The sequence below is a fragment of the Metaplanococcus flavidus genome (genome assembly GCF_042675885.1).
Classification (GTDB): Bacteria; Bacillota; Bacilli; order Bacillales_A; family Planococcaceae; genus Planococcus; species Planococcus flavidus.
The window spans coordinates 33,779-59,888 of sequence record NZ_JBHTKI010000019.1 but is presented as its reverse complement, the minus strand read 5'-3'; the positions used below and the strand labels follow the sequence as shown (position 1 = coordinate 59,888).

Sequence of the window (26,110 nt, the reverse complement as noted above, 5' to 3'; positions counted from 1 at the left end):
AGGAGATGTTTTAATATGGCAAAAAAAGGCCACATCCACATGGAAAACGGCGACATTATCGAGTTCGAACTTTTCCCGAATGAAGCACCGAACACAGCAGCAAACTTTGAGGAACTGGCAAACTCCGGTTTCTATAACGATGTAACTTTCCACCGTGTCATTCCAGGTTTCGTCAGCCAAGGCGGCGATCCAACAGGCACTGGTGCTGGCGGCAGCGGCAAAACGATCAAGTGTGAAACTGAAGGCAACCCGCATAAACACCAGGCTGGAAGTCTTTCAATGGCACATGCAGGAAAAGATACTGGCTCAAGCCAATTCTTTATCGTCCATGCACCGCAACCGCATCTTGACGGCGTGCATACAGTTTTCGGCCAGGTAACTTCAGGTCTTGAAACAGCGAAAGCAATGAAAAACGGCGACAAAATGACTAAAGTCCACGTTTTTGACGAAGAATAAAAATTTAAAAGCAAAAGCCATCTTGGATTTACCAAGATGGCTTTTTGGCTGTCGAGAAACCGATAACTTCTCCAATCATTTCGCTCTAGGCGGACGCTTTCCTCGGGGAGCTGCCTGAGCCTCCTCGCTCGCTTCGAAAAACCGATGCTCCTGCAGCGTTCCACGCTTCGTCGCAAAGGTTCGACCGAATGGTGTTCGGTCAAACCTTCCCTGCGGGGTCTCAGGACTAGCTCTGGTTCCCGATGGAGTCGCCGCCTGACGCTTCATTCTGTTCTGTGTTGATAATGCAAGTGTTCACCTTCTCACATACAACACACTTAAACGTCTATTCCTTCATAGAAAAAGAGGTGAGATATGGAGCAAAACAGCGCAGACGCCCAGGGGACCAAGTGAAGTGCTGAGATCCACTCGAGCGAAGCCTCGAGTTAGCTCAGCGCGAGCCCCCCAGGCAAGCGAAGCTGTTTTGCGGAATATCGGCTTTCATTTTTACTTTCTCAACAAGCTCAAGGCCATCTTGGATTTACCAAGATGGCCTTTTTTGTGTAGTTAAAGAACTTTACTCAAGAAAGCTTTTGTCCGCTCGTGCTGTGGGTTGCCGAACAGTTCTTTTGGAACGTTCTCTTCAACAATATAACCACCGTCGATGAATAGGACGCGGTCACCCATTTCAGCGGCAAAGCCCATTTCATGTGTGACAACGACCATCGTCATGCCTTCACGGGCCAGTTGTTTCATAACATCCAGCACATCCCCTACCATTTCCGGGTCCAGAGCTGAAGTCGGTTCGTCGAACAGCATGATTTTCGGGTCCATGGCAAGCGCACGCGCAATCGCTACACGCTGTTTCTGCCCCCCGGAAAGTTCGCCCGGATACGCCTGCGCCTTCTCGCGCAATCCTACCTTGTCGAGTAATTCATACGCTTTTTTCTCAGCAGCAGCCTTGTCTAAATTTTTCAGCTTCATCGGCGCCAGCGTCACATTCTGCATGACGGTCTTATGCGGAAATAAGTTGAATTGCTGGAATACCATGCCGACTTCCTGACGGATTTTATTGATATCATTCTTTGGATCAGTAATGTCAGTTCCTTCGATATAAACATGGCCGCCTGTAATTTCTTCCAGACGGTTAAGGCAGCGCAGAAATGTACTTTTGCCTGAGCCGGAAGGTCCGATTACACAAATCACTTCTTTTTCTTCGACTACAGTACTCATATCTTTTAAAACTTCCAGGTCACCGAAAGATTTCTTTAAGTTTTCAACTCTGATCATAGTCATCGAAGTACAAACTTCCTTTCTATAAAGCTAGCCAGCATCGACAGCAAGTAGATGACGATGAAATAAATAACGCCAAGAATCAAATAAATATTGAAGGCGTCAAATGTTTGGCTTGCCTGGATCTTCCCTTCCTGTGTCAAATCCGCAACTCCAATGACCGATAGGAGCGATGTATCCTTCAGGGAGATAATCGCCTGGTTGGTGATGGTCGGGAGCATTCTGCGGAAAGCCTGCGGCAAAATGATATAGCGCATGTTTTGGCTGGATTTCAGACCGAGCGAACGCGCAGCTTCCGTCTGCCCTTTATCGATCGATTGAATTCCCGCACGGATAATCTCAGAGAAATAAGCCCCTGCATTAATCGCTACTGTAACAATCCCGGCCGTTGTATTGCTCATCGAAAAATATTCCAATGAATTCAACCCGAAATAAATAAAGAACAATTGCACGATGAACGGGGTTCCCCTGATAGCATCGACAAAAATTTTGGCAATCCAATTTAATACTTTAAAAGGTGAAAGCCGGAACAATGCAACAACTAAACCAATAAGAAAGCCCAGTATAATTGCAATGACAAATATGTAAAGCGTGACTTGCAAGCCCTCCATTAAATACGGCAAGGCGTTTCTAATGTTCTCCATCCTCACGTCTCCTTTAATGAAAAATACAGCGCGCATACGCGCGCTGCATCAAAATTTTTATTCTGCGATGTACTTGTTCAAAATTTCGTCGTATTCCCCGCTGTCGCGCAATTCCTGAAGTCCAGCGTTGATTTGGTCAAGCAAATCAGCATTCTCGCCTTTCAATACAGCAATTCCATACTCATCACCGGTTAAACGATCGCCGACTACTTTTAAATCCAGGTCACTTTCTGCAATTGCATAAGCGATAACCGGATAATCTTCAAACAGCACGTCTGCATTGCCATTTGATACTTCCTGGAACATTGCCGGACTGTCGTCAAGCTGCGTGATTTCAAATCCATACTCTTCCTGATTTTCACGGGCAAAATCGGCTCCCGTCGTCCCGCTTTTTACTACCACAGTCTTGCCTTCCAGGTCTTCCAATGATGTGATGTCATTATTATCCTCATTGACTACAAGTGAAATACCTGCTTCAAAATATGGATCTGAGAAATCAACAATTTCTTTACGATCTTCTGTAATACTCATGCCTGCAATGGCGACATCCAATTGGCCCGCTTGCATAGCCGGGATGATTCCACCAAAGTCCATTGCGCTGAATTCAATATCAAAACCTTGATTGTCAGCAATTGCATTGATCAGGTCAATATCGATTCCTGTATATTCGCCGTCTTCTTCAAATTCGAAGGGAGGATATGTCGTGTCGATTCCTACTGTATAAGTTTCCCCTTCACTGCTTTCTCCACTGTCTCCGCCTGTAGAACCCTCATCATCGGATCCACATGCTGCGATGAAAAGCATCAATGCTAAAAGCATTAGAATAAAACTGAACTTTTTCATTGTTATTCCCCCTTGAGATAAATTGATTACTTGTCTAATATATCACAATATTCTAAAGCTTAATAAGATAATCTTATTTCTTCCAATTTCATTCGGTATTTTCTGCAGTTTCCCGCTTCTTCCGCAACCTGATGAAAAGCCTGAAATTATGGATCAATGTTTTTAAAACGGCATACAGTGGAATTGCGATCAGCAATCCAATAAAGCCATAGAGCGCAGCCGCAATCATCAATAACAGGATAATGGTCAAAGGATGAATATTGAGCCGATTTCCCATAATATTCGGCGTTACCAGATTGCCCTCCAATTGCTGGACAACCACCAAAACGATAATCACCTTTATCGCCATAAAGGGTTCTCCGCTCACCAGAGCCACGAATATCGCAGGGATAACCCCGATGATCGGTCCCAAAAACGGAATAATGATCAGAAACATCGCGAAAATTGCGAGGGTGAACGCGTAATCCAATCCGATGATTAGATAGCCGAGGTACATCAGTATCCCCACTGTCATTGCCACCAATGCCTGGCCGATGATATAAGACGCCAATGTCGTATCCAAATCCTTCAGTAATTTCCGGCCTTCCGGTTTATGCTCTTCCGGAAGGTATTTGGTAATATGCGGGATTAACTTTTCGTCATCTTTCAATAAGAAGAAAAGGATGAATGGCACAACGATGATGACGACTGCGATATTCATCAATGCAGAAAGTATGCTGGCAATATTATCGATCAGGCCGTCCGAAGCGGATTGGAAATAAGATACAACACGGGAACGGATTTCCCAGCCCTCAATTCCCATAAATTCAAAACTGGCCATAGCGCTTTCGGATTCTTCCGTTACTTCCTCCACTTTTTCCGGTGCCAATTCAAGAAAACTTTCCACCTGCGTTTGAACCGTCGGCCCGAAGAAATAAAAAGCGGATGATAGAATGATTGCGATTACGGTAAAGACAATGGTGATTCCTGCCAGTTTTGGCACATACCGGCTCAACAACTGTACAAACGGACGCAGCAAGTAATAAAACAGCCCGCCTATTAAAATGGGTGCAAATAATGTAGTAATAATGACTTTGAACGGCCACAATGCATAATCGATTTTCCCCAGAAAAAATACGATGATCAAAATCAATATTGCAGCTGTAGCATATTCAAAAAATGGCTTTCTGATCCACAAACGGTGTCTCTCCTCTCATTAAATAAGTCCGGCAAAAAGAGCGAAAGCAAGACTTCTCTCAACTTCCGCTCCAAGAATTTGTTCCTTATTTATCTTTATCCAATTCGTCCAGATCTCTGTGCGTTTGGGGGAATGCATTGGCCTGCCATTCATCGCGGTATGCTGAATCCAGTTGAGTCAACCCTTTTTCTGCAGAATCTACATCCGCTTCGACACTTTCACGCTGGTCTATTTCTTTGCTGTTATGCATATCCACGTCTTTCGCCAAAGCTTCTTTTTTCGCTTTTTCCTGGTAGGCTTTATAGACAAATATTCCGGCAACCGCCGCAAAAGCACTGCTCCATACTGTAATCATTGATGATTTCTTCATCGAATCCCTCCAAAATAGAAACTAATTTAACGTCATATAGTTTTGTATACCCTTAAAATAACTTTTTAACTAGAAATAATTAAGATTTTTCGTACCGACACTCATCCCTTCATTTCACGAAGCGCATTTTCTTCTGCCGGAATACGGACAAACAGCAGCAATAATGCGTTTGCTACCGTAAATACCAATGCCGTTCGCCAGGCACCGAAAATCATGGGCAGAGAAGCGATTTCAAGTGCCACCACCATATAATTCGGATGAGGCAGCCAGCGGTAAGGCCCTTTTTCTACCTTGTCAGCTCCGGGCAGCACTAATATTTTGGTGTTCCAAAATCGACCGAGCGAAGCCAATGCCCAGACACGTAAAATCTGTGCCACTACAAAAATTACTAAGAATATCCACCATACGCTGCTTCCGCCGATATCAAAATACAGCACCTCGGCAAGCAGTGCAACAAAGAACATGATGTGAAGAAGAACAATCCATTTATAATGTCCGGCTCCTGATTCGACGGCTCCTGCTTTTCGCATGAGTTTTTCGTTTCTTTTGGCATATGCCATTTCCGCCAGCCTCTGCAGGATGACAAAGAGGAAAAGAAGGTAAAAGAATAACCTCATCCGCTCTTCTCCCTCCATTCCAGCCACAGCATCTCTGAACTGAATCCGGGGCCAAGAGCAGTCAATAATCCTTGCTCACCTTCGTTTGGCTGTTGTTCCATGAACTCTTTCAATACATACAGCACTGTCGGAGAAGACATATTACCGAAATCCCTTAATACATTCCTCGGAATTTCTGTCTCTTCGCTTCCCATGGCCAATGATTTTTCATAAGCAGCCAGCACTTTTTTTCCTCCTGGATGAGCAATGAAGTGCTTAATGTCCTCGGTTTTTTTATCCAATTTCCTTAGAAATTGATCAAGATTCGGCTTCAGCCAACTTTCAATTATTCGAGGGATGTCACGCGAAAAAATAACATGCAGCCCTTCATCCTTAACATCCCATCCCATTACGTCTTCCGAATCAGCCATTAAGGTCGATTGAGTTTCATGAACAAAAAAACCTGTATCATCTCCATCAGCATCTTCCCCGGTAACAAGTGCACATGCCGAGCCATCCGAGAACAGAGAAGTACCGATCAAGTTACTTTTGGAAATATCTGAGCGCTGAAAAGTCAGGCTGCATAATTCCAGACACAGTACCAGTACCTTTGCCTCCGGATAAGCTTTGCAATAATCGTGAGCGCGGCTGAGACCCGCAGCTCCGCCTGCACAACCAAGACCCCAGATCGGCAGCCGTTTGATATGCGGCGGCATTCTCAATTCATTCATGATCCGCGCGTCTATCGTCGGCGTTGACATGCCGGAACTTGATACAAAGATGAACGCATCCACTTCATCTTTATGCGTTGCCGTCTCCTTCAGGCAACGGTCAACTGCACGGCTGCCCATGCTGACGGCTTGTTCTATATACAACTTATTTTTTTCTTCCAATCCCCGTTCTTCTTCAAACCATTCGAGCGGTGCTGCGAAATACCGGCCTTCAATCTGTCCATTGCCGAAGACCCTCAACAGCCGTTCAATATCATCAAAATGGTCGCCGAATAAATTCCTGACGACTTGTACAATTTCATTCTGATCCACATGGTAAGGTGCATTTTCTGTAACGACTTTTCGGATAACGGACATTGCATTAACTCCTTTCCCTGGTCTGAGCCTTTAAAAAGCCATCCTTTTCATGCAGGAAGGCTTTCTGAGTTGTTATAAACGATTTCTGTCAGTTTGCACATCAAATTAAGTAAGAATGTAAAATACCTTTTCACTTCGGTTCAAACTTGCCGGATCGTTTCTAGCTGTGCCAGCAATTTTTTTGCAACGCCGGAAGCAGACGCCGGATTCTGTCCGGTCACCAGCCGTCCGGAGACGACCGTGCAGGGAGCCATAGGCACAGAAGCTTTTTTATAAAGTCCGCCGCGTTCTTTCAATACTTGTTCAAGTGAAAACGGAATATGCCTGAACATTCCCAGCGATTTCTCTTCCATATCCGAAAATCCGGTTATGACATGTCCGGAAATCAACAGCCTGCTGTTTGACAGCCGCACATTCTGTAAGCCGCTCGGTCCGTGGCAGACAGCTGAGACGTAGCCGCCCTGTTCATAAATATCCCGCGTCAATTTCTGCAGTTCCTCATTATCCGGAAAATCCATCATCGTCCCGTGCCCGCCTGTAAAGTAAATCGCGGCATAGTCTTCAGCGTTCACTTGTTCAGGGACCAATGGCTTTTTCAGCTGTACCATAAAGTCATCATCCATATAATATTCCCGTGTCTGCTTATGCGTGACAGCCGCAATCAGGCTCCTCGGATCGATTGGCACTCTGTCTGGTGCAGTACTGACAATATCCACCGCGTACCGGTCTTTTACTTCATGGTAAAAATCCGTAAGTTCCCTGAGCCACAGCCCTGTCTTCTTGCCTTTTTCCCCAAGCCTCGAGTTATTCGTCACAACGATTAAAATTTTATCCATGCCAATCCCCTTTCAAATAAAAAGCATGTTTTTACCATTATTCCCCTTTGAAAGAAGTTTACTCCTCAGCTGAAAATGAAAAACGATGGAACAGCCTTTTTCCGGCCATCTCCATCGTTTAATTTCCAATTATTTTTTCAATCAGTTCCAGCAGATTCGCCGTGAATTTTTCATTGTCCTCCGGCTTGCGCTTTTTCGGACCTTTCATCCTGCCGCCGCCCTGCCGGATTTTTTTTGCGATATGCCGGCCGTGCAGCAGCTGATCAATATTTTCTGCTGAATATAACCGGCCGTTCTGGTCAATTGGATAGCCCTGCTTAGCCAGCACCATCGCGGCCAATCCGTAATCCTGCGTAACGACAATGTCTCCTTTTTTCACACGGTTGACCAGCACAAAATCGACAGCATCCGGTCCTTTGGAAACAGTGACGGTTTCCGCGCCTTCGCGGTACATTTCGTGGGACGTGTCGCATAACAGTACCACTTCCAATTGAAACTTGCGGGCTGCAGCGATTGTCTGGTCCACTACCGGACAGCCATCTGCGTCTATCAACACTTTTACCATCAGCTCTCTTTCCCTCCCGCCATTTCATCGACCAGCAATTCTGCCGCCCGCCGGTATAGATTGCTCATATGGACAAGTGATGCGATAAGCAGCACTTTTTCAATTTCTTCCCGGTCATCTCCGAACGCCGTTGAATCGGCTTGCACTTTATTCACTTGCTGCTCCAGGTTCTCTTTAAAGAGTTCGCCGTTATATCGCTGGACTTCCAAATAGCTTTCATAAAAGCTGCTGAGATCCAGTTCTTTTTGCGCCGCCTTGTCATTGATGCCGGCCAGCACCCTTTTTACATCATTGATCGACAAGGAACTTTTCATCTGATAGATCAGGCTGATTAACATGACATGATTGCGGGAATATTTCTTATTGCTGACCGGATAGAACAATTTCCCTTTTGCGTAATTATTGATCATTGTTTTGGTCAGAATCTTTTCATCGGGATTTCTCTTCATCTCTGAAAATCCTGTATCGAATAATTGAATGACCTGATCGACATACAAATCAATTTTCGGAATCTCTTCAACCGAAATCTGCTTTTCCAAAGCCATCCTGTCGATAATCTTTTGGGCACGCGTCATGTGGGAACCCCTCCTCATTAAAACTATTGTTTTAATTTTATACCATGATCACAAATTAACCAAGCTTGACTAGGTGAATAACTATCTATATTATATTAAGTAGTTTCAATAACTACATAACACAGAGGAGATATTAAAATGAATTTATACTTCAGAGAACCCTTTAATGCTATATCCCACTTGATTGGAGCCGTTCTATCCATCGCCGCTCTTTTCGCAATGGTCCTCAAAGCGAGCTCTGAAGGATTATCGACGCTTCATATATTGTCCGTCATCATTTTCGGCGCCAGCTTGATCAGTTTATATACTGCTTCAACCGTCTACCATTCTGTAAAAGGAAAACCCGAAACCATCGCATTCCTCAGAAAACTGGATCATTCGATGATTTTTCTGCTGATTGCCGGCTCTTATGCCCCGTTTTGCCTGATTGCACTCGACGGTACACTTGGCTGGACAGTGTTCATCCTGGTGGCAGCTCTCGGAATCAGCGGCATCCTCTTTAAAATGGTCTGGTTCCATTCACCGCGCTGGCTTTCCACGGCCATCTACATCATCATGGGGTGGATTATCGTGTTCGCCGTCGTGCCGCTCGCTGAAAATCTTGCGGCAGTCGGCTTGTCGCTGCTGGTCGGTGGAGGCATCATGTATACTGTTGGCGGCATCATTTATGGCCTCAAGCCGAATTTCCTGTCTTTCAAATATGCCGGCTTCCATGAGATTTTTCACATATTCATCCTGCTCGGCAGTCTGTGCCATTTTCTCGCGGTCTATATTTATGTACTGTGAAGCTCCCTATTACAGTAAAACACGAAAAAACCAGCGGCTATTTTTATATAGCGGCTGGCTTTTTTCTTTATTTACGCCAGCGTTTCCAAGGCGCGCATGAGGTTGGCATGAACTTTGATGTCTTTGAAATCGATGCCGAGCGTGATGGCCGTTTGGGCGATTTCCGGTCGGATGCCGGACAGCACCGACTTGACGCCGATGATTTTCAAAGACGACATTACCTGAAAAATCTGCTGTGCCACCATCGTATCGATGATGGCCACTGCGGATAAGTCAATATAAAGTGTATGCAGTTGCTGGTTGGTGCTTTCTTCAAGGGCTGTTTCCAAAATGATTTTGGCGCGGTGCGTGTCGATGTCCCCGACCAAAGGGAGGATGCCCACCCCTTTTTTTATCGGTATGACAGGACTGCTGAGTTCATAAATCATCTGCTTCTGGTTTTCAATCATTCGCTGGTCAGCTTCGTAATGACGGAGAGCAAACCGTTCGATAATGTAATCGAATGAGTTATTCAACACTTCAGCCCAATTCAGGGCATCCTCGCTGTTCGCATCATTTTCCTTGAGGAAATATTTACGCACATAGCCCCAGTAGATCCCACGGAACACACGAATCTGTGAAATCACTTCATGCAACGGCACCGCCTGTCGGGCCCGTGCAGTCGCAATCGTTTCAACCCAGTTTTCCAGCGCTCCAAGAAACTCTTCTTCTTCTTCGCTGATAAATACTGAAGTCACAGCTTCTATAAATGCAGTATTCTGGTGCTTCAACTGCTCTGCAATTTGGGGTGACACATTGCTGGAGTACATGGAGCCGTCTTTCTTTTCCCGGCTGGCCAGCCACTCTTCTGTCATCATCTCTTTATTTTCCATTAAATAATTGTATAGTTCGGTACTTTTTTGTCCCATGAAAATGAAAGCTCCTTTTGATTGCATTCTATCTAACAAGTATAATGCATATTCCCCATTAAATAAATCTTTTCCCGGTTCAGCCTTTACCAGTATCGATTGTTCTGGAAGTGATCCATTTATAATAAATTCCAGTCAGCAGAATAAAAACCGCAAGGAACATATACAGTCCTGAATAACCAAGGAATCCGGCCATCACACCAAGTGAAGCCGCGCCGATGGCAATGCCGCTGTCATAAAACGCGAAAAACGTACCGGTCGCGTAACCGCTCCTGTGCTTTTCCGCAGCCTGAATCGCCAATGTCTGAAAGCTCGGCAGCAAAGTGCCATAGCCCAAGCCGATCAGCGCCCCTGAAAGCAGAAGCATCCATGATGACCCTGTGAAACTGAGCAGCAATAAGCCGAGAGCGAAAATAATCATCGAAGGAATGATGACATAATCCGGTCCCTTTCCATCGAAGATTCTTCCTGTAAATGGCCGGACCAGAAGCATCGCTACGGCATAGACCACAAAGAAAAAGCTGGCTGTCTGCAACAGGCCGAGTGATTCGGCATAGACGGAGATAAATGTGATGATGCTCGCATAAGCGAACGAAATCAAAAAGCCGACACTGGCAATAGGCATGCTTTTCGTTTCCAAAAAATTGCTGATGGAGAGTTTTCGGCGGACCGCTGCTTCCTTTGGAAACTGTTCCACCTGGACGAATAGCACGCAGATAAAACCGATTACCATGATTACACTGAAAACGATGAAAATCGTTTGTGAAGCTGCAAGCGGCTGCATAGTAAGAGCGATGAATGGACCGGCAACGACGGCCAGGTTCATCGCAATCGCATAATACCCCATTCCTTCCCCGCGCCGCGCCGGTGGAATGATGTCAGCGGCAATTGCTCCCGCTACTGTAGTGACCAGACTGAACCAGATTCCGTGGAAAAAACGCAGCAGCAACAGCATCGTCAGGCTTCCTACGAAAATGTAGAGGATAGTGCTGAACGTAAACATCAGCACAGAAAAGACAAGCACCTGTTTATTGCCGAATTTATCAAGGATCATGCCGGCAGCAAAACGCATAATGATGGCACTCACCAGGAATACGGAAGTTGCCAGCCCCCCTTCGGTCACGGTACCGTTCAAATCTTCCATTACATGGAGCGGAATATATGTCAGCAACGCATAAAATACGGTGAAAATAAAAAATGTGCTGATGGATATATTGATGAAACTTTTTGTCCAAATAGGGCTTTTCTCAACCATTCATTACATCCTTTTCATCGCGGGACGGTGATTTGATCTTTCTAAGCAATCCCTTCAATTGTTCCTGCTCTTCTTTGGTCAAATCCGACAGCATCGCATTTTCGCGCTCAATGATCCGTTCTTCGATTTCCGCAACTTTCGATTCTGCCTTTGGCGTCAAACAGACGATGCGCTGGCGCTTATCCGGACCTTCTTTTCTCCCGGCCCAGCCGCTTTCTTCCAGTTTTGCCAAAGTTCTTGTCACTGTTGGCGCCTCCACGTTCAGATATTGCCAAATCTCTTTTTGCGTCATAGGCCCGAATTGTTTCAGGCAAAACAAAATTGACCATTGTGAGCTGTATAATTCAAATTCCTTCAGAACTTCATTGGCTTCTTTGACAGCCAAACGGGATTTCTGATGAATTTCATGAAACAATAAAATCTTCATGCAAAACGCTCCTCCAAATTACTTACCTAAGTAAGTATATGGATCTTGCCTTGGAAAGTAAAGATTCGGCAGATCAATTGATGAAAGAACATTCGCTCATGCGAATGTTCCCGGGATGGTTTTCGCCTTGCGAAAACCATCCGCTGTTGTGGGGGAATTTGATCGAAATAGTCGTTGCGAAGGCTTTTAAGATGCTGGAATTTCCATTTTTTTGGATATACTGTCCGTTGTGGTGGAAATACTGTCCGGAATCATCCAAATACTATCCGGAACAGCCAAAATACTATCCGCAAACGAAATATACTATCCGCAACAAATTCCCCGACAAAAAACCGAAGATAAGCAATTCTATCTCCGGTTGGGTCAAGTTCTATGCTGTTGCGTTAAATGATAATCCCGTTCTTCTTCGCATCAAACATCAATTCTTCACGGAATTTCGGATGGGCGATGCTGATCAGGCGCTTCGCCCGTTCAGATATGGAGACACCGTGCAACCTGGCCATGCCATATTCCGTAACGATATTGTCGACGTCATTTTTGCCTGTAGTGACGACCGATCCCGGTGCCAGATTCAGCTTGATGCGGGACAGGGTGTCACCTTTGGCAGTAGATGGCATGCAGATATAGCCTTTTCCATTTTCGGCAAAACGGACGCCTCTGGAAAAATCGACTTGTCCGCCGCTCGACGAATAGTATTTTCCGCCAACAGTTTCAGATGCGCATTGGCCGAAAAGATCCACTTCCGTCGTTGCATTGATCGAAACGATGTTTTTCTCCTTTGCGATTTCCCGCGGGTCATTGACTGTACTGACCGGCAGGAATTCTACGACCGGGTTATTGTCGAGAAAATCATAGAGCTTTTTGGATCCATAGGCGAAAGTTGCAATCACTTTGCCCCGGTTCGTGTATTTTCGGGTGCCGTCGACCGCTCCGGCTTTAATCAGATCCACCACGCCGTCCGGCAGCATTTCTGTGTGGATGCCGAGGTGGCGATGGTCTTTCAACATGCTGATGACTGCGTTGGGCACCGAGCCGATGCCAATCTGCAGCGTGTCGCCATCCTTGATGTCTTCAATAATCGAAGAAGCGATCAATAAATCTTTGTCGCTGATTTCTCCACCTTTTTCTTCGGACAACGGTGCGTGATGCTCCACGAAGCCAGCAATTTGGCTGATGTGAATGTGGTTATGGCCGTATGTTCTCGGCATATTTTCATTCACTTCGAGAATAAAGGGAACTTCCCCGACAAACTCAGCCACATAATCAGCCTGGGTGCCGAACGTGAAATAACCGTGCTCATCCATCGGAGAAGCCACTGTCATAATCATCGACATTTTTGTCGTCTTTTTCAACATGCGAGGAATTTCATGGAAATTATTCGGCACCAATTCCATCTTCGCCTGTTGGTAGACTTTTCGCGTCGCGCCACTCAGAAAATATGAAACGTGCTTTAATTGTTCCAGTTCGCCTTTGATATAGCTGCGTTCGCGCAGAGCCAGCATCTGATGAATTTTAACGTCCTGCAACTGATCCGCTCCTTCTTCCAATATATCCAGCAATTTGACCGGTTCACCATTGGCAATCGGAATGATGATATCCGCGCCTTTGTCGATTAACCCTATAAGCTCTTCAGGATTCAATTTCTTTGTCATGCTCTTCACTCCCGTTTTGTCTGTTACCAATCACCTTATCATATATATTGCCTCGTCCCGTATTTGCAAACTTCCCGCGAAATTCACTCTTTTCTGGCAATAAAGAATAGCGATAGCGAGAGATGGGCCGCTGGAGTCTGGACAATAGAAAAGCGNAGAGATGGGCCGCTGGAGTCTGGACAATAGAAAAGCGACAGCGCCCGTTCAGCTCTGAAAGGCATAAGACGGATCAGCGGCGCGGCGTCCTTTGCCGCAAAGCTGAGCTGGCTTATGACCCGAAGAGATGGGCCGCTGGAGTCTGGACAATAAAAAAACGCAGACTATTGTCCGCGTTCCTGTTTGTTTTTTCTCACCGTGTAAAAAATGCCCCCCAGACCGAATGCCACCATCAATCCCCAGAGAAACAGCAGGACATAAGAGCTGGTGCCCGCGCCATTATTCAGGATTGAGTAGAGTTGCAGCAGAAAGAATGCGAGACTGAAAAAAGCGATCATGCCGAAATACAGCAATCTGGATCTGTAACTGAATTTATTCATAGCCAGAACTCCTTTCAATCAAACAAGTGTCAGCGAAAATATTGGATTGTTTTATATATGGTATACCCGAATTTATTTTCTGTACTACTCAAATTCACGTTTCGTCATGGTTTTTACGTTTTCTTATTTTATATGGAAGCTGGTTTTGCTGAAACCTTCCTTCGATTTTCTGACTTCCAGAATCGCCGGTATGGCTGCCTTCAGTTCCTGCACATGCGAGATGACGCCGATCATGCGGCCAGACCGTTGAAGATCGATCAGCGTTTCAATCGATTTGTTCAAGGATTCTTCATCGAGTGAGCCGAACCCTTCATCGATGAACATCGTGTCGATCGAAACATTGCCCTGGAAACTCTGGATGACGTCCGCCATGCCGAGTGCCAGGCATAGCGAGGCATTAAATTTTTCGCCACCCGACAAAGTTTTGACGTCGCGGGTCTGTCCCGTATAAGAATCATAGACGTCAAGGCCGAGGCCGCTTTGTTTGCCTCTCGCTTCCTGACGGTCGCTGCGTATCAAATAGAATTGGCCGTTCGACAGATTCCTCAGCCGCTCATTGGCTGCTTGGATAATCTGTTCGAGATATTCGATCTGCAGGTAACGTTCAAAGGAAATTTTCAGGCTGTTCTGCCCGCGGATCATGTCGTGGAGATCCGCCACACGGTTTAATTGTGCTTCTGCTTCGGCCGCGCCTTCCACAGCCTCTTTAATCTGGACAATCAATGCTTCGCCTTTTGCAAAGCATTCCTTCGAATGGTTCCATTGCGACAGCGCCTGTTCGTAATCCGTCTTCAATTGTTCCAGTTCCGTTTCCACCAGGGACAGATCTTCGTTTTTTCGGCCGGCAAGAAGTTCAGCCAATTCGCTGATCTGCTGTTTGAGCGTGTGGCGGTCCTGGTTGAAACGCGTGATTTGCTGTTTCAGTTCTTCTAATTCGGAGTCGCGCATTTTGGCCCGTTGATAAGCGTCTTCGGTTTCGAATTCTGATTTCTCCAGTGCTTCCCGGAATTCCAACTCCGCTTTTTGGCGTTTGACGGTCACTTCATCTGCAGCCGTTTTGGAATGCTGCAAGGCCATAGCCGCTGACGCCAAACGTTCTTTCGCTTCCTGGAATTGCTCCTGCGCTAAGGCCCATGCTCTTTCCAAACCATCTCTTTTGGTGATGGCCTGCCGAATCTCTTGCTCCAAAACAGCAAGCACTCGCAGCTCTTCCGGAATCGACTCCAGTTTTTCGGCCAGCACCGCCTGCGCCGACTCGAAAGCGGATTTCCTGTCAGTCATTTCGGTCAGCAGGAGCGCACGGCTTTGCTCTGATTCTTCCGTTTTCTTCACCAAATCCGTAAGCTTCACTTTGGCTTTGCGAAGTTGCGCTTTCCAGCTCTGCAAAGTCTGGACGTCTTCTTTCAGCTGTGTTTTCAGCTTCTCCAGGACAGCAACTTCTTTCTCGGCATCGCCTTCTGCAACTCCCTGTTCTGCCGCTTCTGCCTGTTTTCGTTTCCATTGATCTTCCAGCGAAACAAGGCGGGCGGCCGCATTGCGGTAATGGACGTCAAGCGTGTCCAGACGTGATTTCTCCTGGTCGAGCTGCTCTTTGGAAACAGCCGGCTCCGCCGCCCCCTGCTGTTTCAGCGGATGTTCATGGCTGCCGCATACCGGGCAAGCTTCGCCGTCGCTCAATTGCTCAGCCAACAGATGCGCCTGGTTAGCAAACCAGCCCTCTTCGATCTCTTTATACACAGCCAATGCATTTGCATAGGCCGTTTCTTTCTGTGCTGCCTCATTTTTCTGGCTGTCCATTTCCAGTTGCATGGCCACCAAATCTCCGGCAACACGCAAACGGTTCTCTGCCACCCGCAGTTCTTCGGGTTTATTGTCAAAGCTTTCCGTCTGTTGTTCCAGACCAGCCACTTCTTGGGCAACTGTCTGTTTTGCTGCTTTTTGGGCAGCCAGTTCCTTTTCTTTCGCTTGAAAACGCTGGTCCGCTTCCTGGGCCGATCTGTTTAAAACGGCCAATTCTTTTTCTTTCGCAGCCAATTCCTGCACCTGCGGCAATAAATGCTGCAGGCGAATCACGTGATCCTGGGCAGCCGACCGCTCGCCACTGCGCGCTTGTTGTTCCAAAAATTTCTCTTCAGCCTGCTGCTTCGCCCGTTCGGCCAGCTGTTCTTCTTCTGTCGCCAGTTGGAGTAATTTGTGTTTTTCGGTTTCATTTGCCTGAAGTTCCCGGAAAAGCTTCTCGATATTGGCAATAAATCCTGCCCGCTCGGCCTGTTGCACTGCTTTTTCTTTTTCAGCGATGGCCGGCAGCTGTTCCGTCACAGCGTTGTAACGCTGTTCTTTTTCCAACTTCTCATCAAAACGGCCGTTCCACTTTTTCGCTTCGTGGTAGCCTTCCCATTTTTTATTATGCTTATTATAGAAAGCATCGTAGCGGATATGGTCATCGTCAATTTTTTCTTTATAAAATGCCGTTTCCAGTTGGAGTGCCGCCAGGATCTGATGAATATTGCGCTGTTCTCTGCCCAGCACTTCGAATAATTCCGATTCCCGCTCAGGTAACGCGGCGATGTCCTGGATGCGGCTGTTCAGCACCTGCTCTTCCAACCCGTAAGCATCTTTTGCCGCGTCGCGCTTTTGCTTCAGCCGTTCACTGATCATTTTATACGGCTCGGTTTTGAAGATGCGGCGCAAGATCTCTTCCTTATTATCTGTTTCAGACGTCAGTAACTTCCGGAATTCCCCTTGCGGCAGCATAACAATCTGGCTGAACTGATTTTGTGTCAGCCCCAGAATTTCTTCGACGCGCTGATTGATTTCCGAGACGATCTGCCGTTCGACACACGGCTTTTCGCCGTCTTCATGGATTTCGAAAAATTCATAGCGTTCTCCTGTAGGGCTTTTATTGCCTTTTTTGATGTGGGACATCTGACGAAGAATCCGGTACATCTGATTATGTATCTCAAATTCCATTTCGACACAGGTATGAACGGCATCATCCGCAAAATCACTGCGCAGGTTACGGGTTTCACTGCGGTCCGAACCGCTTGCCGCACCGTACAGTGCAAACGAAATGCCGTCAAAAATCGTCGTCTTGCCGGAACCCGTGCTGCCCGAAATCACGAACAGCCGATTTTCCCGCAGATCATTAAAATCGATTTCTTCCGTTTCTTTATAAGGTCCGAATGCCGTTAGCTTCAGTTTTAAAGGTCTCATGCTTTCACCTCTTCCTTCTCAGCAGGCTCTTCCTGCAGGAACTCCTGCAGCACTTCTTCGAAAATCGCCGCCGTTTCCTCCGTCGCTCCTTCGCCCTTCACTTCTTCATAAAACGCATGGAATAAAGAAAGTGAATCCATTTTACGTCGTGACTGCCCGTTGCCATCAGTCTTTTCACGAATGAAATTCTTCCGTTCGACATGCATCGCGTTCGGGTAGACGGAACGGACTTTCTCCATCGGAAACAGCACGGGTGCATCGTCAAGCAAGGTCACGAACACAAAGTCCTCGCTGATTTCATGACGGAGAATGTCGTCAATCGTCCCTTCGACTCTGCGCATATTGCGGCGCGGTTCCAATAACCTTTTTTCAACTGTCACTTCTCCAGCACTATCCAAATCAATCACAAGATATCCTTTTTGATGATTCTCTTCTGAAATCGAATATTTCAGCGGCGATCCCGCATAACGGATTGTTTCATTCCGCACAAAATGGGCTTTGTGCAAATGCCCGAGTGCCGAGTAATGAAAATCTTCCAAATGTGCGGCGCTGACATGTTCCGCTCCGCCAATCGCCAGCGGACGCTCCGAGTCGCTCGTGTTTTCTTCCTGTTCGCCGTATGAAGTAACAAACGCATGGCCAACGAACACATGGCGCGCTGCCGGATCCCACTTCGCTTTGATGCCATCGGTAATCGCTCCTAATGCATCGTCATGTGTGCGGATTGCCGGGTCATCGAAAATATAGCGCACCATTGACGGATCGGTATAAGGCACGAGGTGGAAATGAACTTCGCCGTGTTCATCCGCGAGCACGACCGGCTGCGGATCTTTCCGGACGTGGCCCGCGATGTGGATTCCCTTGTCCTTCATTAGGCGGCTGCCGAAATTCAGGCGTCCCGGACTGTCGTGGTTACCGGCAACTGCGAGTACCGGCGTCTCGAGTTCAAGGACGATCTTAGCCAGCAATTCATCGAGCAAATTGACAGCGTCTGTCGGCGGCACTGCGCGGTCGTAAAGATCACCGGCGATAATCACCGCATCCGGCTTTTCCGTTTTGATGGCATCTATAAATTGCTGCAGTGCGTAACGCTGTTCTTCTGTCATGTAAATCCCCTGGATGAGCTTCCCTAAATGCCAGTCGGCTGTGTGAAAAATTTTCATGGTTTTGCTCCTCTCCCTGTTTCAAAAAGAATATATGTTCGTTCCATTATACACGATTCTATTCAGTTGTTTTAGAGGGTAATTTGATTTATAATAAGAACAAACGTTCTATTTGTTATTATTTCCTTACTCGATATTCCGCAAAACAGCTTCGCTTGCCTGGGGGCTCGCGCTGAGCTAACTCGGTCTCGTTTCACTTCGTCCGAGTGGATCTCAGCACTTCGCTTGCTCCCCTGGGCGTCTTCGCTGTTTTGCTCCATATCTTAGAAAGTCGATCCACCAAAGTTAATCACCCAGCGATGGCGCGGCTCAAGGACGGGGCGAAGCAATAAGACGAGTGATTTTCTCGGCTTATTGCGGGAGGCAAGGTGCGCCATGAATTTGCGGCGCCTCCTTTGCGACGAGCAGTGCGCAGGAGCATAATCTTTGCACTGTCCAAAGCGCCGAAGCGTTGTGTGAAAGTAGATTTTAAAACCATTATAAGACCTAGGGAGGGAATAGACATGAAAGCACAGATCCTGAAAGCTTTTAAGCATCAGCAGCTTGTCGATATGATGTATATGGCGAATGATGGAAGCATCAGCAAACGCCGGGTGAAGATTTTGAAAGTGAGCGGCGAGTCGTTTCAGGCATATTGTTTTTTGCGGAAGGAAAAGCGGACATTCAAAATGGAGAATGTGCTTTCAGCCTATCCCGTCATCAAAAAAGAGCGCATGATTGTCTGATTCCAAACCTTTTTTCAAAATATGATACACTGGAAGAAATGGGTTTTGGAGGGTGAATCATGAGACTGACCGTTTATCTTGCAGGAGAAATTCACAGTACGTGGCGCGACGAAATTAAAAAGAAATCCCTGGCACTTGATTTGCCGGTCGATTTTGTCGGACCGATGGAAAATCATGACCGTTCAGACAGTATCGGCGAAGAGATTCTCGGCGAACAGCCGGGTGCGGTATACAAGGACGCCGCCGCTTCAAGCTTCAATAATTTACGGACGAGTGTGCTGATGCATAAGGCCGATCTGGTCATCGCCTTATTCGGCGAACAATACAAGCAGTGGAATACAGCGATGGATGCCAGTGCGGCACTTGCAGTCGGCAAACCGGTCATCATCATCCGTCCGGAAAAGCTGCATCATCCGCTGAAAGAACTGTCCGCTAAAGCGAATGCGACGGTGGAAACGTGCGACCAGGCGATCAAAGCCTTGTCCTATATTTTCGAATAAGATATCCAAGAAATTTAAAATGGAGAAAAGTTGCTCTTGCCCGAGCTTCTTTTCTCCATTTTTATTTGAGTCGATACTCTTCAATGATGGCTTGGACTGGTGCAAATCGGGTATAGGTAGTTAAATATTCCATCAAAGAGGAATCCCTATTGCGAGAAAGGAGAATTCGATGACGATGAATCCCCCAAGCTCGTCATCCTTCGGGAATACGGGCAACCAGGTTTTATACAGCCGGCGGAATTTTTGGACTGGAATTTTATTCGGTATCGGCTTGATGGCTTTTATTGATGAAGTGGTGTTTCACCAATTATTGCAATGGCATCATTTTTATGATCTGTCGACAACCAGCATCGGAATTTTCTCCGATGGCTTATTGAATTCCTTCGCCTGGTTTGCAGCGATATTCTCACTTTTCCTGGTTGCCGACCTTCGCAGGAGAAATGCGTTCTGGCCAAAAAGATGGATTGGTGCTGTCTTTTTGGGAGCCGGCATGTTCCAGCTTTTTGACGGGTTAATTAACCATAAAGTATTAAATCTTCACCAGATCAGATACGGCGTCGATCTGCTGCCTTACGATTTGGCTTGGAACATCGGCGCTGTGATTCTTATATTGATTGGTCTGTTCATCTTGTCGCAGACCCGTAAGCAAAAGAAAGCGGGCAACAGCCATGCATGAGCATCCCTCTGTACAGAATGCAGGCGAATTCCTGCCGTTTTTTCTGTTCGTGGTATTTCTGGCCGTTGCTCCCTATATCGCTGCTGTTTTCCGAAGCAATCAAAAATACAGCGATTGGCCGCTGTACCGAATCGTATTTTGGTGCCTCGGCGCAATCAGCGCAGCAGCAGCCATTACTGGTCCGCTGGCGGAACAGGCCCATGTGGATTTCCGGATGCACATGGCGATCCACCTTCTTCTCGGCATGCTCGCGCCACTCCTGATCGCTATTTCATGTCCGATGACATTATTGTTGAGGACAGTGAGCATATCTGCTGCCAGAAAGATGACTGCTTTGCTGAAAAGCTGGCCTCTCCGTTTTTTGAGCAATCCGACAACAGCAGCCACGCTCAATATCGGCGGATTGTACGTACTTTATATGACGGATCTATTTCATTTGATGCACGAGTCACCTCTTCTTTATGCATTGATTCACCTGCACATCTTCCTGGCCGGCTATCTATTTACGATTTCCATTGTTTACTTCGATGTGACCCCGCATCGCCACAGCTATTTATATCGTTCCGTTGTGCTGATACTTGCTTTGGCGGCGCACAAGATCCTGGCGAAGATGCTTTACGTGAATCCTCCGGAAGGTGTTTCGCGAGCTGAAGGTGAAACGGGCAGCATGCTGATGTATTACGGCGGTGATGTGATCGATGCATTTCTGATTTTCTTACTGTGTTATCACTGGTACAAATCGACAGCTCCGCGCCGTATACCCGCAGCTTGAAACTTTTACACTCTCCACCCTTCTTCGATAGTCCGCCGCGAATAAAAAATTGAGGTGTATGGATGATGGGATTAGAACTCGGGATATTGCTATTCTTAATTTTGCTCAATGCTCTTTTTGCTGCGTCTGAAATTGCTTTGATTTCCTTAAATGACCGCAAGATAAATAGAATGGCCGACGAAGGCCATAAAAAAGCCCGGCTGATCAGCGAGATGCTATCGGAACCCAGCCAGTTTTTAGCGACCATTCAAATCGGCATCACCTTTGCCGGATTCCTGGCCAGCGCTTTTGCTGCAGACAGTTTTGCCGATGAACTCTCTCTTTATGTGCAACAAACAGCGATACCGATTTCAGCAGATGTAGTCCACGTAACTTCCCTTGTGGTGGTCACTATTATCCTTTCGTACTTCACACTTGTTTTCGGTGAACTCGTTCCTAAGCGACTCGCGCTGCAAAAAGCGGAAGCGATTTCCATGATGATGATTCAGCCGTTGCGTTTTCTGGCAAAGATCACGAGCCCTCTTGTCAAACTATTATCCGTATCCACCAATGCCGTTATCCGCATCTTCGGGATCGATCCAAATAAAGAAGACCCTGACGAAGCCGAAGAAGAAATCCGGTTGATACTGGATCTTGGGAAAGAAAAAGGCACCATCAAAAAAATGGAGCAATTCATCATTACGAAAGTTTTTGAGTTCAATGATAAATATGCAAAAGAAATTATGGTCCACCGCACGGATATGGTTGCCATTTCCACTGCCCAGAGTCCGGAAGAGATCATCCGAATTGTAAAAGAGCATCCTTTCTCGAAATTCCCTATCTATAAAGAGGATGCAGATCATATTATCGGCACTTTGAATATAAAGGATTTGTTCCGTTACAGGGAAGATGAAAAACCAGAAAACTTCAATATCCATGACATCATCCGGAAACCGCATTTTGTTTTTGAGAAGGAAAAGATAGATAAAATCTTTCTGGAAATGCAAGATATGAATATCCACTTGGCAATCGTTCTGGATGAGTTTGGCGGCACATCGGGTCTGATAACGCTGGAGGACCTGATTGAAGAGCTGGTCGGTGAGATTAAAAGTGAGTATGGAACAGAATAAAAGATTTTCGTTTTTCTTAATGAATGATAATTAGAGTGTTTCTGCTTGTTCAATCGAACTTTCTGTCCTCACAGAGAATTGATCATCGGGATACCTGTTTCCTCATTATGCGGGTACAGGCAGAAATCGCCCGCCTGAGAGGAACTGCCCTTCCGACAGCGATATATGAAAAAGAAGCCTGTAAGATCAAAATATGATTCTTATCGAATCATTTTAACAAACGAAATCATCGGCAAATATTTCCTCCTAAAATAAATTATTTGAATATTCAGATATAAAAAAGGTATTTCTACTGTTTTGCAGAAGTACTTCTTTAATATACGATTAAAATCTGAGGAGGAATAAGAATGACTTTGGAATACAAACAGATTCTGGTGGCGATTGACGGTTCAAAAGAAGCGCAGTGGGCATTTAAAAAATCGATTGAAATCGCCAAACGAAATAAAGCCGCGCTGAATTTAATCCATGTAGTGGATACCCGTTCCTATACAGCCATGACCAAACGCGTACCGGCTGATGATGATGCAATTTTTGCGGATGGGAAAAAGATTCTTGAAAAATACAAAGAGGAAGCGCAAACAGGCGGCCCCTCGGAGGTAAATGTATTTGTCGTTCCCGGTTTGCCTAAAAAGGTCATCGCCCATGACTATGCCAAAAAGCTGGATACCGACTTGATCATTTGTGGCGCCCAAGGTCTGAATGCTTTTCAAAAATTCCTCATGGGCAGCGTATCTCAACATATTGTAAGCAACAGCCCTTGTGATGTGTTGGTTGTCCGCAGAGATCTCGACATGATCAATGAAGATAACGAAAGTGGTGCCCACCCAGAGCCCATGTGATGAAGTTTTCAAGTTACTGCCAAAATTCCACAGAAAGCCCAGTCCGCTTTGCTTCAGTCGGACTGGGCTTTTCTGGTTCTTCTTAATTTTGATTGTTGTGAGTCAATTAAACCGAAGCTTTTAGATATAGAGTGCTCAGCTTTGTTTTTCATTCTGTATTATTGCTGCTTCCGATAACATATCATATGTTAACTAGACTTTTTCATAACTGAATTTCTATTGATTCTTCGGAAACTAACCTTTGAATAAGGAACTGTTTAGCTTGTTACATAAAATTCAGTAGAATCTTTTGAAACTACAGTCCCGACCTGTTTGCCTTCAACGATTCTCTTCATTTCTCCTTGTTTATCAAAGTTAAAGATATTGACTGCTATATCGAATTCTTTTGCCAGGAGAAGTGCAGACTGATCCATGACTTTGATGTTTTCTTTTAAGATATCGTCATAGTTCAAAGTGCGGTACATTTTCGCATTAGCATGCTGATTCGGGTCATAATCAAACACGCCATCCACCCCTTGCTTTGCGACAAAGATAGCATCACAATCCGTCTCAATCGCCCGCTGTACACTTGGATAATCAGTCGTTACGAACGGCTGCCCATTCCCTCCACCAAAAATAACGATAGATCCTTTCTCCAAATGCCGTTTCGCTCGCAACTGAATATATGGTTCAGCAACAGATGGAACCGGTATGGACGTCATGACCCTGATTTCCTTATCTGTTTTACTTTTCAAGACTCCTCGCAGCATTAAGCTGTTCATGATTGTCCCTAATGTCCCGATGTTATCGGCCTCTACTCGGTCAATGTTCCATTTTTCCGCTAAACCCCCGCGGAAAATATTACCGCCACCTATCACAAGTGCCACTTCAATCTCCATACTCGTTATTGAAAGAATTTCATCGGCTATATGCTCCAGTTTCTGGTGATCAAAACTTCCCCCCTCTTTACTAGCTAATGCACCACCACTTAATTTGATTAGTACTCGTTTGATTGTTTTCATAAACAAATCCCTTCAATTATATTCATGATTAATTTCGCCTATCGATTCTATTTAATTGCTATACTCATTATAAGGATGACAAGACTTAATAAAAACTGACACTTCTGAACAGAAGTGTCACCTTTTGAGGTGAAAAATGAATCAACTTTTATTAAAGGTATGGCAAGCCTTGCCAGATGGAGAAGTTAAACAAGTAGAAATCGCTCAAATCCTTAACTTGTCTAAGAGGCAAACCAAACGATGGCTGGAACGGTGGGATGATGAGAAATGGTTAAGCTATCAACCAGGAATAGGACGAGGTAGGAAAACCAGAATAAAGTGGTTAGAAAATGTAGAAGAAGTATTTGTGGATACCCTCATTCCCATGTTTTTGGACAATCCATTACAAGATATGGTTGAATACCTGGATTGGGAATGGTCAGAATCCGCAAGAAAAAGATTAGAGAAACAATTTTCAAGAAGATTAGGGGATCAGACTGTCTCTAATCATCGCTTTATTTTTCCAATGAAATATCCTTTTTTAACCTTTCACCCATTGCAAGCGATCGATTTAAACAGCGTTCACATTTGTGATAATTTATACAACCGACTTTTCACCGTAACTGAAGAAGGCAAAGTTCGAGGTGAACTGGTTCAATCTTGGGAAATTTCAAATCGGAAAATCCTTCTATTTTTAAAGAATCACGTAAAATTTCATGATGGATCCACATTGAACAGTACTGATGTCATGGATTGTCTAACACCCTTTTTTAACCATCCACACTATCAAGGCATGGCTTCACAAGTTATTTCAGTTCTAGCTCCTCATCCATTGGTTGTAGAAATCGAGTTAAATGCTCCTTGTTCATACTTATTGCATCTATTGAGTATTACTCAAGCGAGCATTTACAAAGTGAAAAATGACAACACAATAGGAACAGGTCCATTTTATGTAGAAGTTTCGGAGAAAAAATTAACCAGGATAAAGGCTCATGAAGATTACTACCGAGAACGTCCTTCTATAGATACCATCGATTTTCTTAAAGTAAATTCCGACACAGAACTAATTTATCGGACCAATACAAGTGAACTGGTGAGTGATCCACAAAAAATAACAAGTGAATCTGGATTTGGGGCATTAGTCTTCAATCTTTTTCGGGATTCTGATATCCAAGAAAAAGAGGTGCGAGAATATATCCATTATCTTGTGAGAAATGGGATTGATTCATTGCTAGACATTGTAAAAAATTCCACAGAGAATAACCGAGGGTTTTTACTGAATGAAAGTATTTCCTATAAAGTGAAAAAAGCAACACTCCCTCCCCTTAATCAACACTTGATTTTGGCAACAAGCCGCTTCACGTTAGGCTTGGCAGAACGGCTAAAAGAAATACTAGAAGCTGGCGGGGTGTCAGTAGATTTAATAATGATGGAGCATGAGAAGTATGTAAGTGTAAAGACCAGAGAGTTGGAGGCTGATTTATTCATCAGTCGAGAACACTTCTCTCTTGACCAAAATCTTTCTTTTTATCAATATTTTAAAGCAGGGTATTCACAGATTTCAGACCTTATGGAGAAAAATGAAATAGTTACAGAAGTTTTATCATCATACGCTGAGACACCTGTAGAAAGTTGGCTTCCACTGCATTTAGAGATTGAAAGAGAAGTCATTTCGAATTCCTGGCTGATTCCTTTATATTTCAACCAACGTAAAATTGCTTATCCACCTGAACTGATGGGAATCAGAACAAAGAATTACGGCTATGCCGATTACTCGACGCTATGGATTAAGCCTAAGTATTAAAAATGTAGGTATCTTCTATCTTTGTGAAAGATAGAAGATACCTACATTACTGTTCATGCATTAAATTAAGTGCTTCCGATAAACTCATGATATGTAAACCAAATGGCGAAAATATTAATCAGGAAAATCTATATACAATATCTGGGCTGTAACTTCTTCAAAATCAAGTTAAGTTCATTTTTTAAAAATTCCTACAAAGACCCCTCCTTTAAATTTATCTCTCGTACACTTTCATCCAAATTTATATGAGTTACAACAATCGTTTAATGTTTTCGCAACTACTCAAAACTTAGGGCTGCTATTTCCTTATTTTTTTCTTTCTTTTTACGTCTGAATCTTTCGA

At 45.2% G+C, this 26,110-nt stretch carries 27 protein-coding genes; 9 read left to right on the top strand and 18 right to left on the bottom strand.

All coding sequences use genetic code 11. The annotated features are described in order from the left end of the window. Positions 1–15 precede the first annotated feature (15 nt). A complete protein-coding gene (locus tag ACFQ1X_RS12260; RefSeq protein ID WP_144839280.1) occupies positions 16–456 on the top strand; it encodes a peptidylprolyl isomerase in 441 nt (146 codons plus the stop codon). A 546-nt stretch (positions 457–1,002) separates the two neighbouring features. Here the strand turns inward: ACFQ1X_RS12260 and ACFQ1X_RS12255 are convergent. From ACFQ1X_RS12255 to ACFQ1X_RS12210, 10 genes are all read right to left on the bottom strand, one after another. Then, entirely contained in the window at positions 1,003–1,731 is a 729-nt protein-coding gene (locus ACFQ1X_RS12255; protein WP_144839282.1) for an amino acid ABC transporter ATP-binding protein, read from the bottom strand. Then, positions 1,728–2,372, bottom strand: coding sequence for an amino acid ABC transporter permease (locus ACFQ1X_RS12250; RefSeq protein WP_144839284.1), 645 nt, complete (start codon positions 2,370–2,372; stop codon positions 1,728–1,730). Before ACFQ1X_RS12250 ends, ACFQ1X_RS12255 begins: the two co-directional genes overlap by 4 nt. A 57-nt stretch (positions 2,373–2,429) precedes the next feature. Next, on the bottom strand, positions 2,430–3,215 hold the full coding sequence (locus ACFQ1X_RS12245) for a transporter substrate-binding domain-containing protein (RefSeq protein ID WP_144839286.1): 786 nt from the start codon (positions 3,213–3,215) through the stop codon (positions 2,430–2,432). An 88-nt stretch (positions 3,216–3,303) separates the two neighbouring features. Beyond that, positions 3,304–4,392: an AI-2E family transporter gene (locus ACFQ1X_RS12240; RefSeq protein WP_144839288.1), complete on the bottom strand. Its 1,089-nt coding sequence runs from the start codon at positions 4,390–4,392 to the stop codon at positions 3,304–3,306. 85 nt (positions 4,393–4,477) lie between these two features. Further along, the gene (locus ACFQ1X_RS12235) at positions 4,478–4,762 is read right to left on the bottom strand and encodes a hypothetical protein (protein WP_144839290.1); all 285 of its coding nucleotides are present in this window, start codon (positions 4,760–4,762) and stop codon (positions 4,478–4,480) included. Between the two features lie 101 nt (positions 4,763–4,863). Next, the gene (locus tag ACFQ1X_RS12230) at positions 4,864–5,379 is read right to left on the bottom strand and encodes an isoprenylcysteine carboxyl methyltransferase family protein (protein ID WP_144839292.1); all 516 of its coding nucleotides are present in this window, start codon (positions 5,377–5,379) and stop codon (positions 4,864–4,866) included. After that, positions 5,376–6,446 (bottom strand): type III polyketide synthase, encoded by a 1,071-nt coding sequence (locus ACFQ1X_RS12225; protein ID WP_144839294.1) that lies wholly within the window; start codon positions 6,444–6,446, stop codon positions 5,376–5,378. The genes ACFQ1X_RS12230 and ACFQ1X_RS12225 overlap by 4 nt, the downstream gene beginning before the upstream one ends. Positions 6,447–6,586: 140 nt before the next feature. Then, on the bottom strand, positions 6,587–7,282 hold the full coding sequence (locus ACFQ1X_RS12220) for a type 1 glutamine amidotransferase domain-containing protein (protein WP_144839297.1): 696 nt from the start codon (positions 7,280–7,282) through the stop codon (positions 6,587–6,589). Positions 7,283–7,400: 118 nt separating this feature from the next. Beyond that, on the bottom strand, positions 7,401–7,847 hold the full coding sequence (locus tag ACFQ1X_RS12215) for a YaiI/YqxD family protein (protein ID WP_144839299.1): 447 nt from the start codon (positions 7,845–7,847) through the stop codon (positions 7,401–7,403). Next, positions 7,847–8,422 carry a DUF1836 domain-containing protein gene (locus tag ACFQ1X_RS12210; protein ID WP_144839301.1) on the bottom strand — a complete coding sequence of 192 codons (576 nt, stop codon included), beginning with the start codon at positions 8,420–8,422 and terminating at the stop codon, positions 7,847–7,849. The genes ACFQ1X_RS12215 and ACFQ1X_RS12210 overlap by 1 nt, the downstream gene beginning before the upstream one ends. 138 nt (positions 8,423–8,560) lie before the next feature. On the opposite strand from ACFQ1X_RS12210, the gene trhA reads away from it, so the two are divergent. Then, positions 8,561–9,208, top strand: coding sequence for a PAQR family membrane homeostasis protein TrhA (trhA, locus tag ACFQ1X_RS12205; RefSeq protein ID WP_144839303.1), 648 nt, complete (start codon positions 8,561–8,563; stop codon positions 9,206–9,208). A 71-nt stretch (positions 9,209–9,279) separates the two neighbouring features. On the opposite strand, the gene ACFQ1X_RS12200 is transcribed toward trhA, so the two are convergent. The 7 genes from ACFQ1X_RS12200 to ACFQ1X_RS12170 form a co-directional block, all read right to left on the bottom strand. After that, entirely contained in the window at positions 9,280–10,116 is an 837-nt protein-coding gene (locus ACFQ1X_RS12200; RefSeq protein WP_379082739.1) for an STAS domain-containing protein, read from the bottom strand. A 79-nt stretch (positions 10,117–10,195) separates the two neighbouring features. After that, positions 10,196–11,371 (bottom strand): MFS transporter, encoded by a 1,176-nt coding sequence (locus tag ACFQ1X_RS12195; protein WP_144839307.1) that lies wholly within the window; start codon positions 11,369–11,371, stop codon positions 10,196–10,198. Continuing rightward, complete coding sequence (locus ACFQ1X_RS12190; protein WP_144839309.1) at positions 11,364–11,798, bottom strand: MarR family winged helix-turn-helix transcriptional regulator; 435 nt, start codon at positions 11,796–11,798, stop codon at positions 11,364–11,366. The genes ACFQ1X_RS12195 and ACFQ1X_RS12190 overlap by 8 nt, the downstream gene beginning before the upstream one ends. Before the next feature lie 383 nt (positions 11,799–12,181). Continuing rightward, positions 12,182–13,450, bottom strand: a complete 1,269-nt coding sequence (locus ACFQ1X_RS12185; RefSeq protein WP_144839311.1) for an acetyl-CoA hydrolase/transferase family protein — start codon at positions 13,448–13,450, stop codon at positions 12,182–12,184. A 320-nt stretch (positions 13,451–13,770) separates the two neighbouring features. Then, positions 13,771–13,986, bottom strand: coding sequence for a hypothetical protein (locus ACFQ1X_RS12180; protein ID WP_144839314.1), 216 nt, complete (start codon positions 13,984–13,986; stop codon positions 13,771–13,773). A gap of 123 nt (positions 13,987–14,109) precedes the next feature. Continuing rightward, entirely contained in the window at positions 14,110–17,199 is a 3,090-nt protein-coding gene (locus ACFQ1X_RS12175) for an SbcC/MukB-like Walker B domain-containing protein (protein WP_144839316.1), read from the bottom strand. Beyond that, complete coding sequence (locus ACFQ1X_RS12170; protein ID WP_144839318.1) at positions 17,196–18,362, bottom strand: exonuclease SbcCD subunit D; 1,167 nt, start codon at positions 18,360–18,362, stop codon at positions 17,196–17,198. The genes ACFQ1X_RS12175 and ACFQ1X_RS12170 overlap by 4 nt, the downstream gene beginning before the upstream one ends. A 503-nt stretch (positions 18,363–18,865) precedes the next feature. On the opposite strand from ACFQ1X_RS12170, the gene ACFQ1X_RS12165 reads away from it, so the two are divergent. From ACFQ1X_RS12165 to ACFQ1X_RS12140, 6 genes are all read left to right on the top strand, one after another. Next, on the top strand, positions 18,866–19,087 hold the full coding sequence (locus ACFQ1X_RS12165; RefSeq protein WP_144839319.1) for a transcriptional regulator: 222 nt from the start codon (positions 18,866–18,868) through the stop codon (positions 19,085–19,087). Positions 19,088–19,146: 59 nt separating this feature from the next. Continuing rightward, complete coding sequence (locus tag ACFQ1X_RS12160; RefSeq protein ID WP_144839321.1) at positions 19,147–19,587, top strand: YtoQ family protein; 441 nt, start codon at positions 19,147–19,149, stop codon at positions 19,585–19,587. A 175-nt stretch (positions 19,588–19,762) separates the two neighbouring features. Further along, complete coding sequence (locus ACFQ1X_RS12155) at positions 19,763–20,263, top strand: DUF2243 domain-containing protein (RefSeq protein ID WP_144839627.1); 501 nt, start codon at positions 19,763–19,765, stop codon at positions 20,261–20,263. After that, the gene (locus ACFQ1X_RS12150; RefSeq protein ID WP_144839323.1) at positions 20,256–21,035 is read left to right on the top strand and encodes a cytochrome c oxidase assembly protein; all 780 of its coding nucleotides are present in this window, start codon (positions 20,256–20,258) and stop codon (positions 21,033–21,035) included. The genes ACFQ1X_RS12155 and ACFQ1X_RS12150 overlap by 8 nt, the downstream gene beginning before the upstream one ends. A 62-nt stretch (positions 21,036–21,097) precedes the next feature. Then, on the top strand, positions 21,098–22,144 hold the full coding sequence (locus ACFQ1X_RS12145) for a hemolysin family protein (protein ID WP_144839325.1): 1,047 nt from the start codon (positions 21,098–21,100) through the stop codon (positions 22,142–22,144). Between the two features lie 347 nt (positions 22,145–22,491). Then, positions 22,492–22,983 (top strand): universal stress protein, encoded by a 492-nt coding sequence (locus tag ACFQ1X_RS12140; protein WP_144839327.1) that lies wholly within the window; start codon positions 22,492–22,494, stop codon positions 22,981–22,983. A gap of 257 nt (positions 22,984–23,240) precedes the next feature. On the opposite strand, the gene pyrH is transcribed toward ACFQ1X_RS12140, so the two are convergent. Next, positions 23,241–23,984 (bottom strand): UMP kinase, encoded by a 744-nt coding sequence (gene pyrH / locus ACFQ1X_RS12135; RefSeq protein WP_144839329.1) that lies wholly within the window; start codon positions 23,982–23,984, stop codon positions 23,241–23,243. Between the two features lie 136 nt (positions 23,985–24,120). Between pyrH and ACFQ1X_RS12130 the strand changes: the two genes are divergently transcribed. Beyond that, complete coding sequence (locus tag ACFQ1X_RS12130) at positions 24,121–25,767, top strand: ABC transporter substrate-binding protein (protein WP_144839331.1); 1,647 nt, start codon at positions 24,121–24,123, stop codon at positions 25,765–25,767. Positions 25,768–26,110 lie beyond the last annotated feature (343 nt).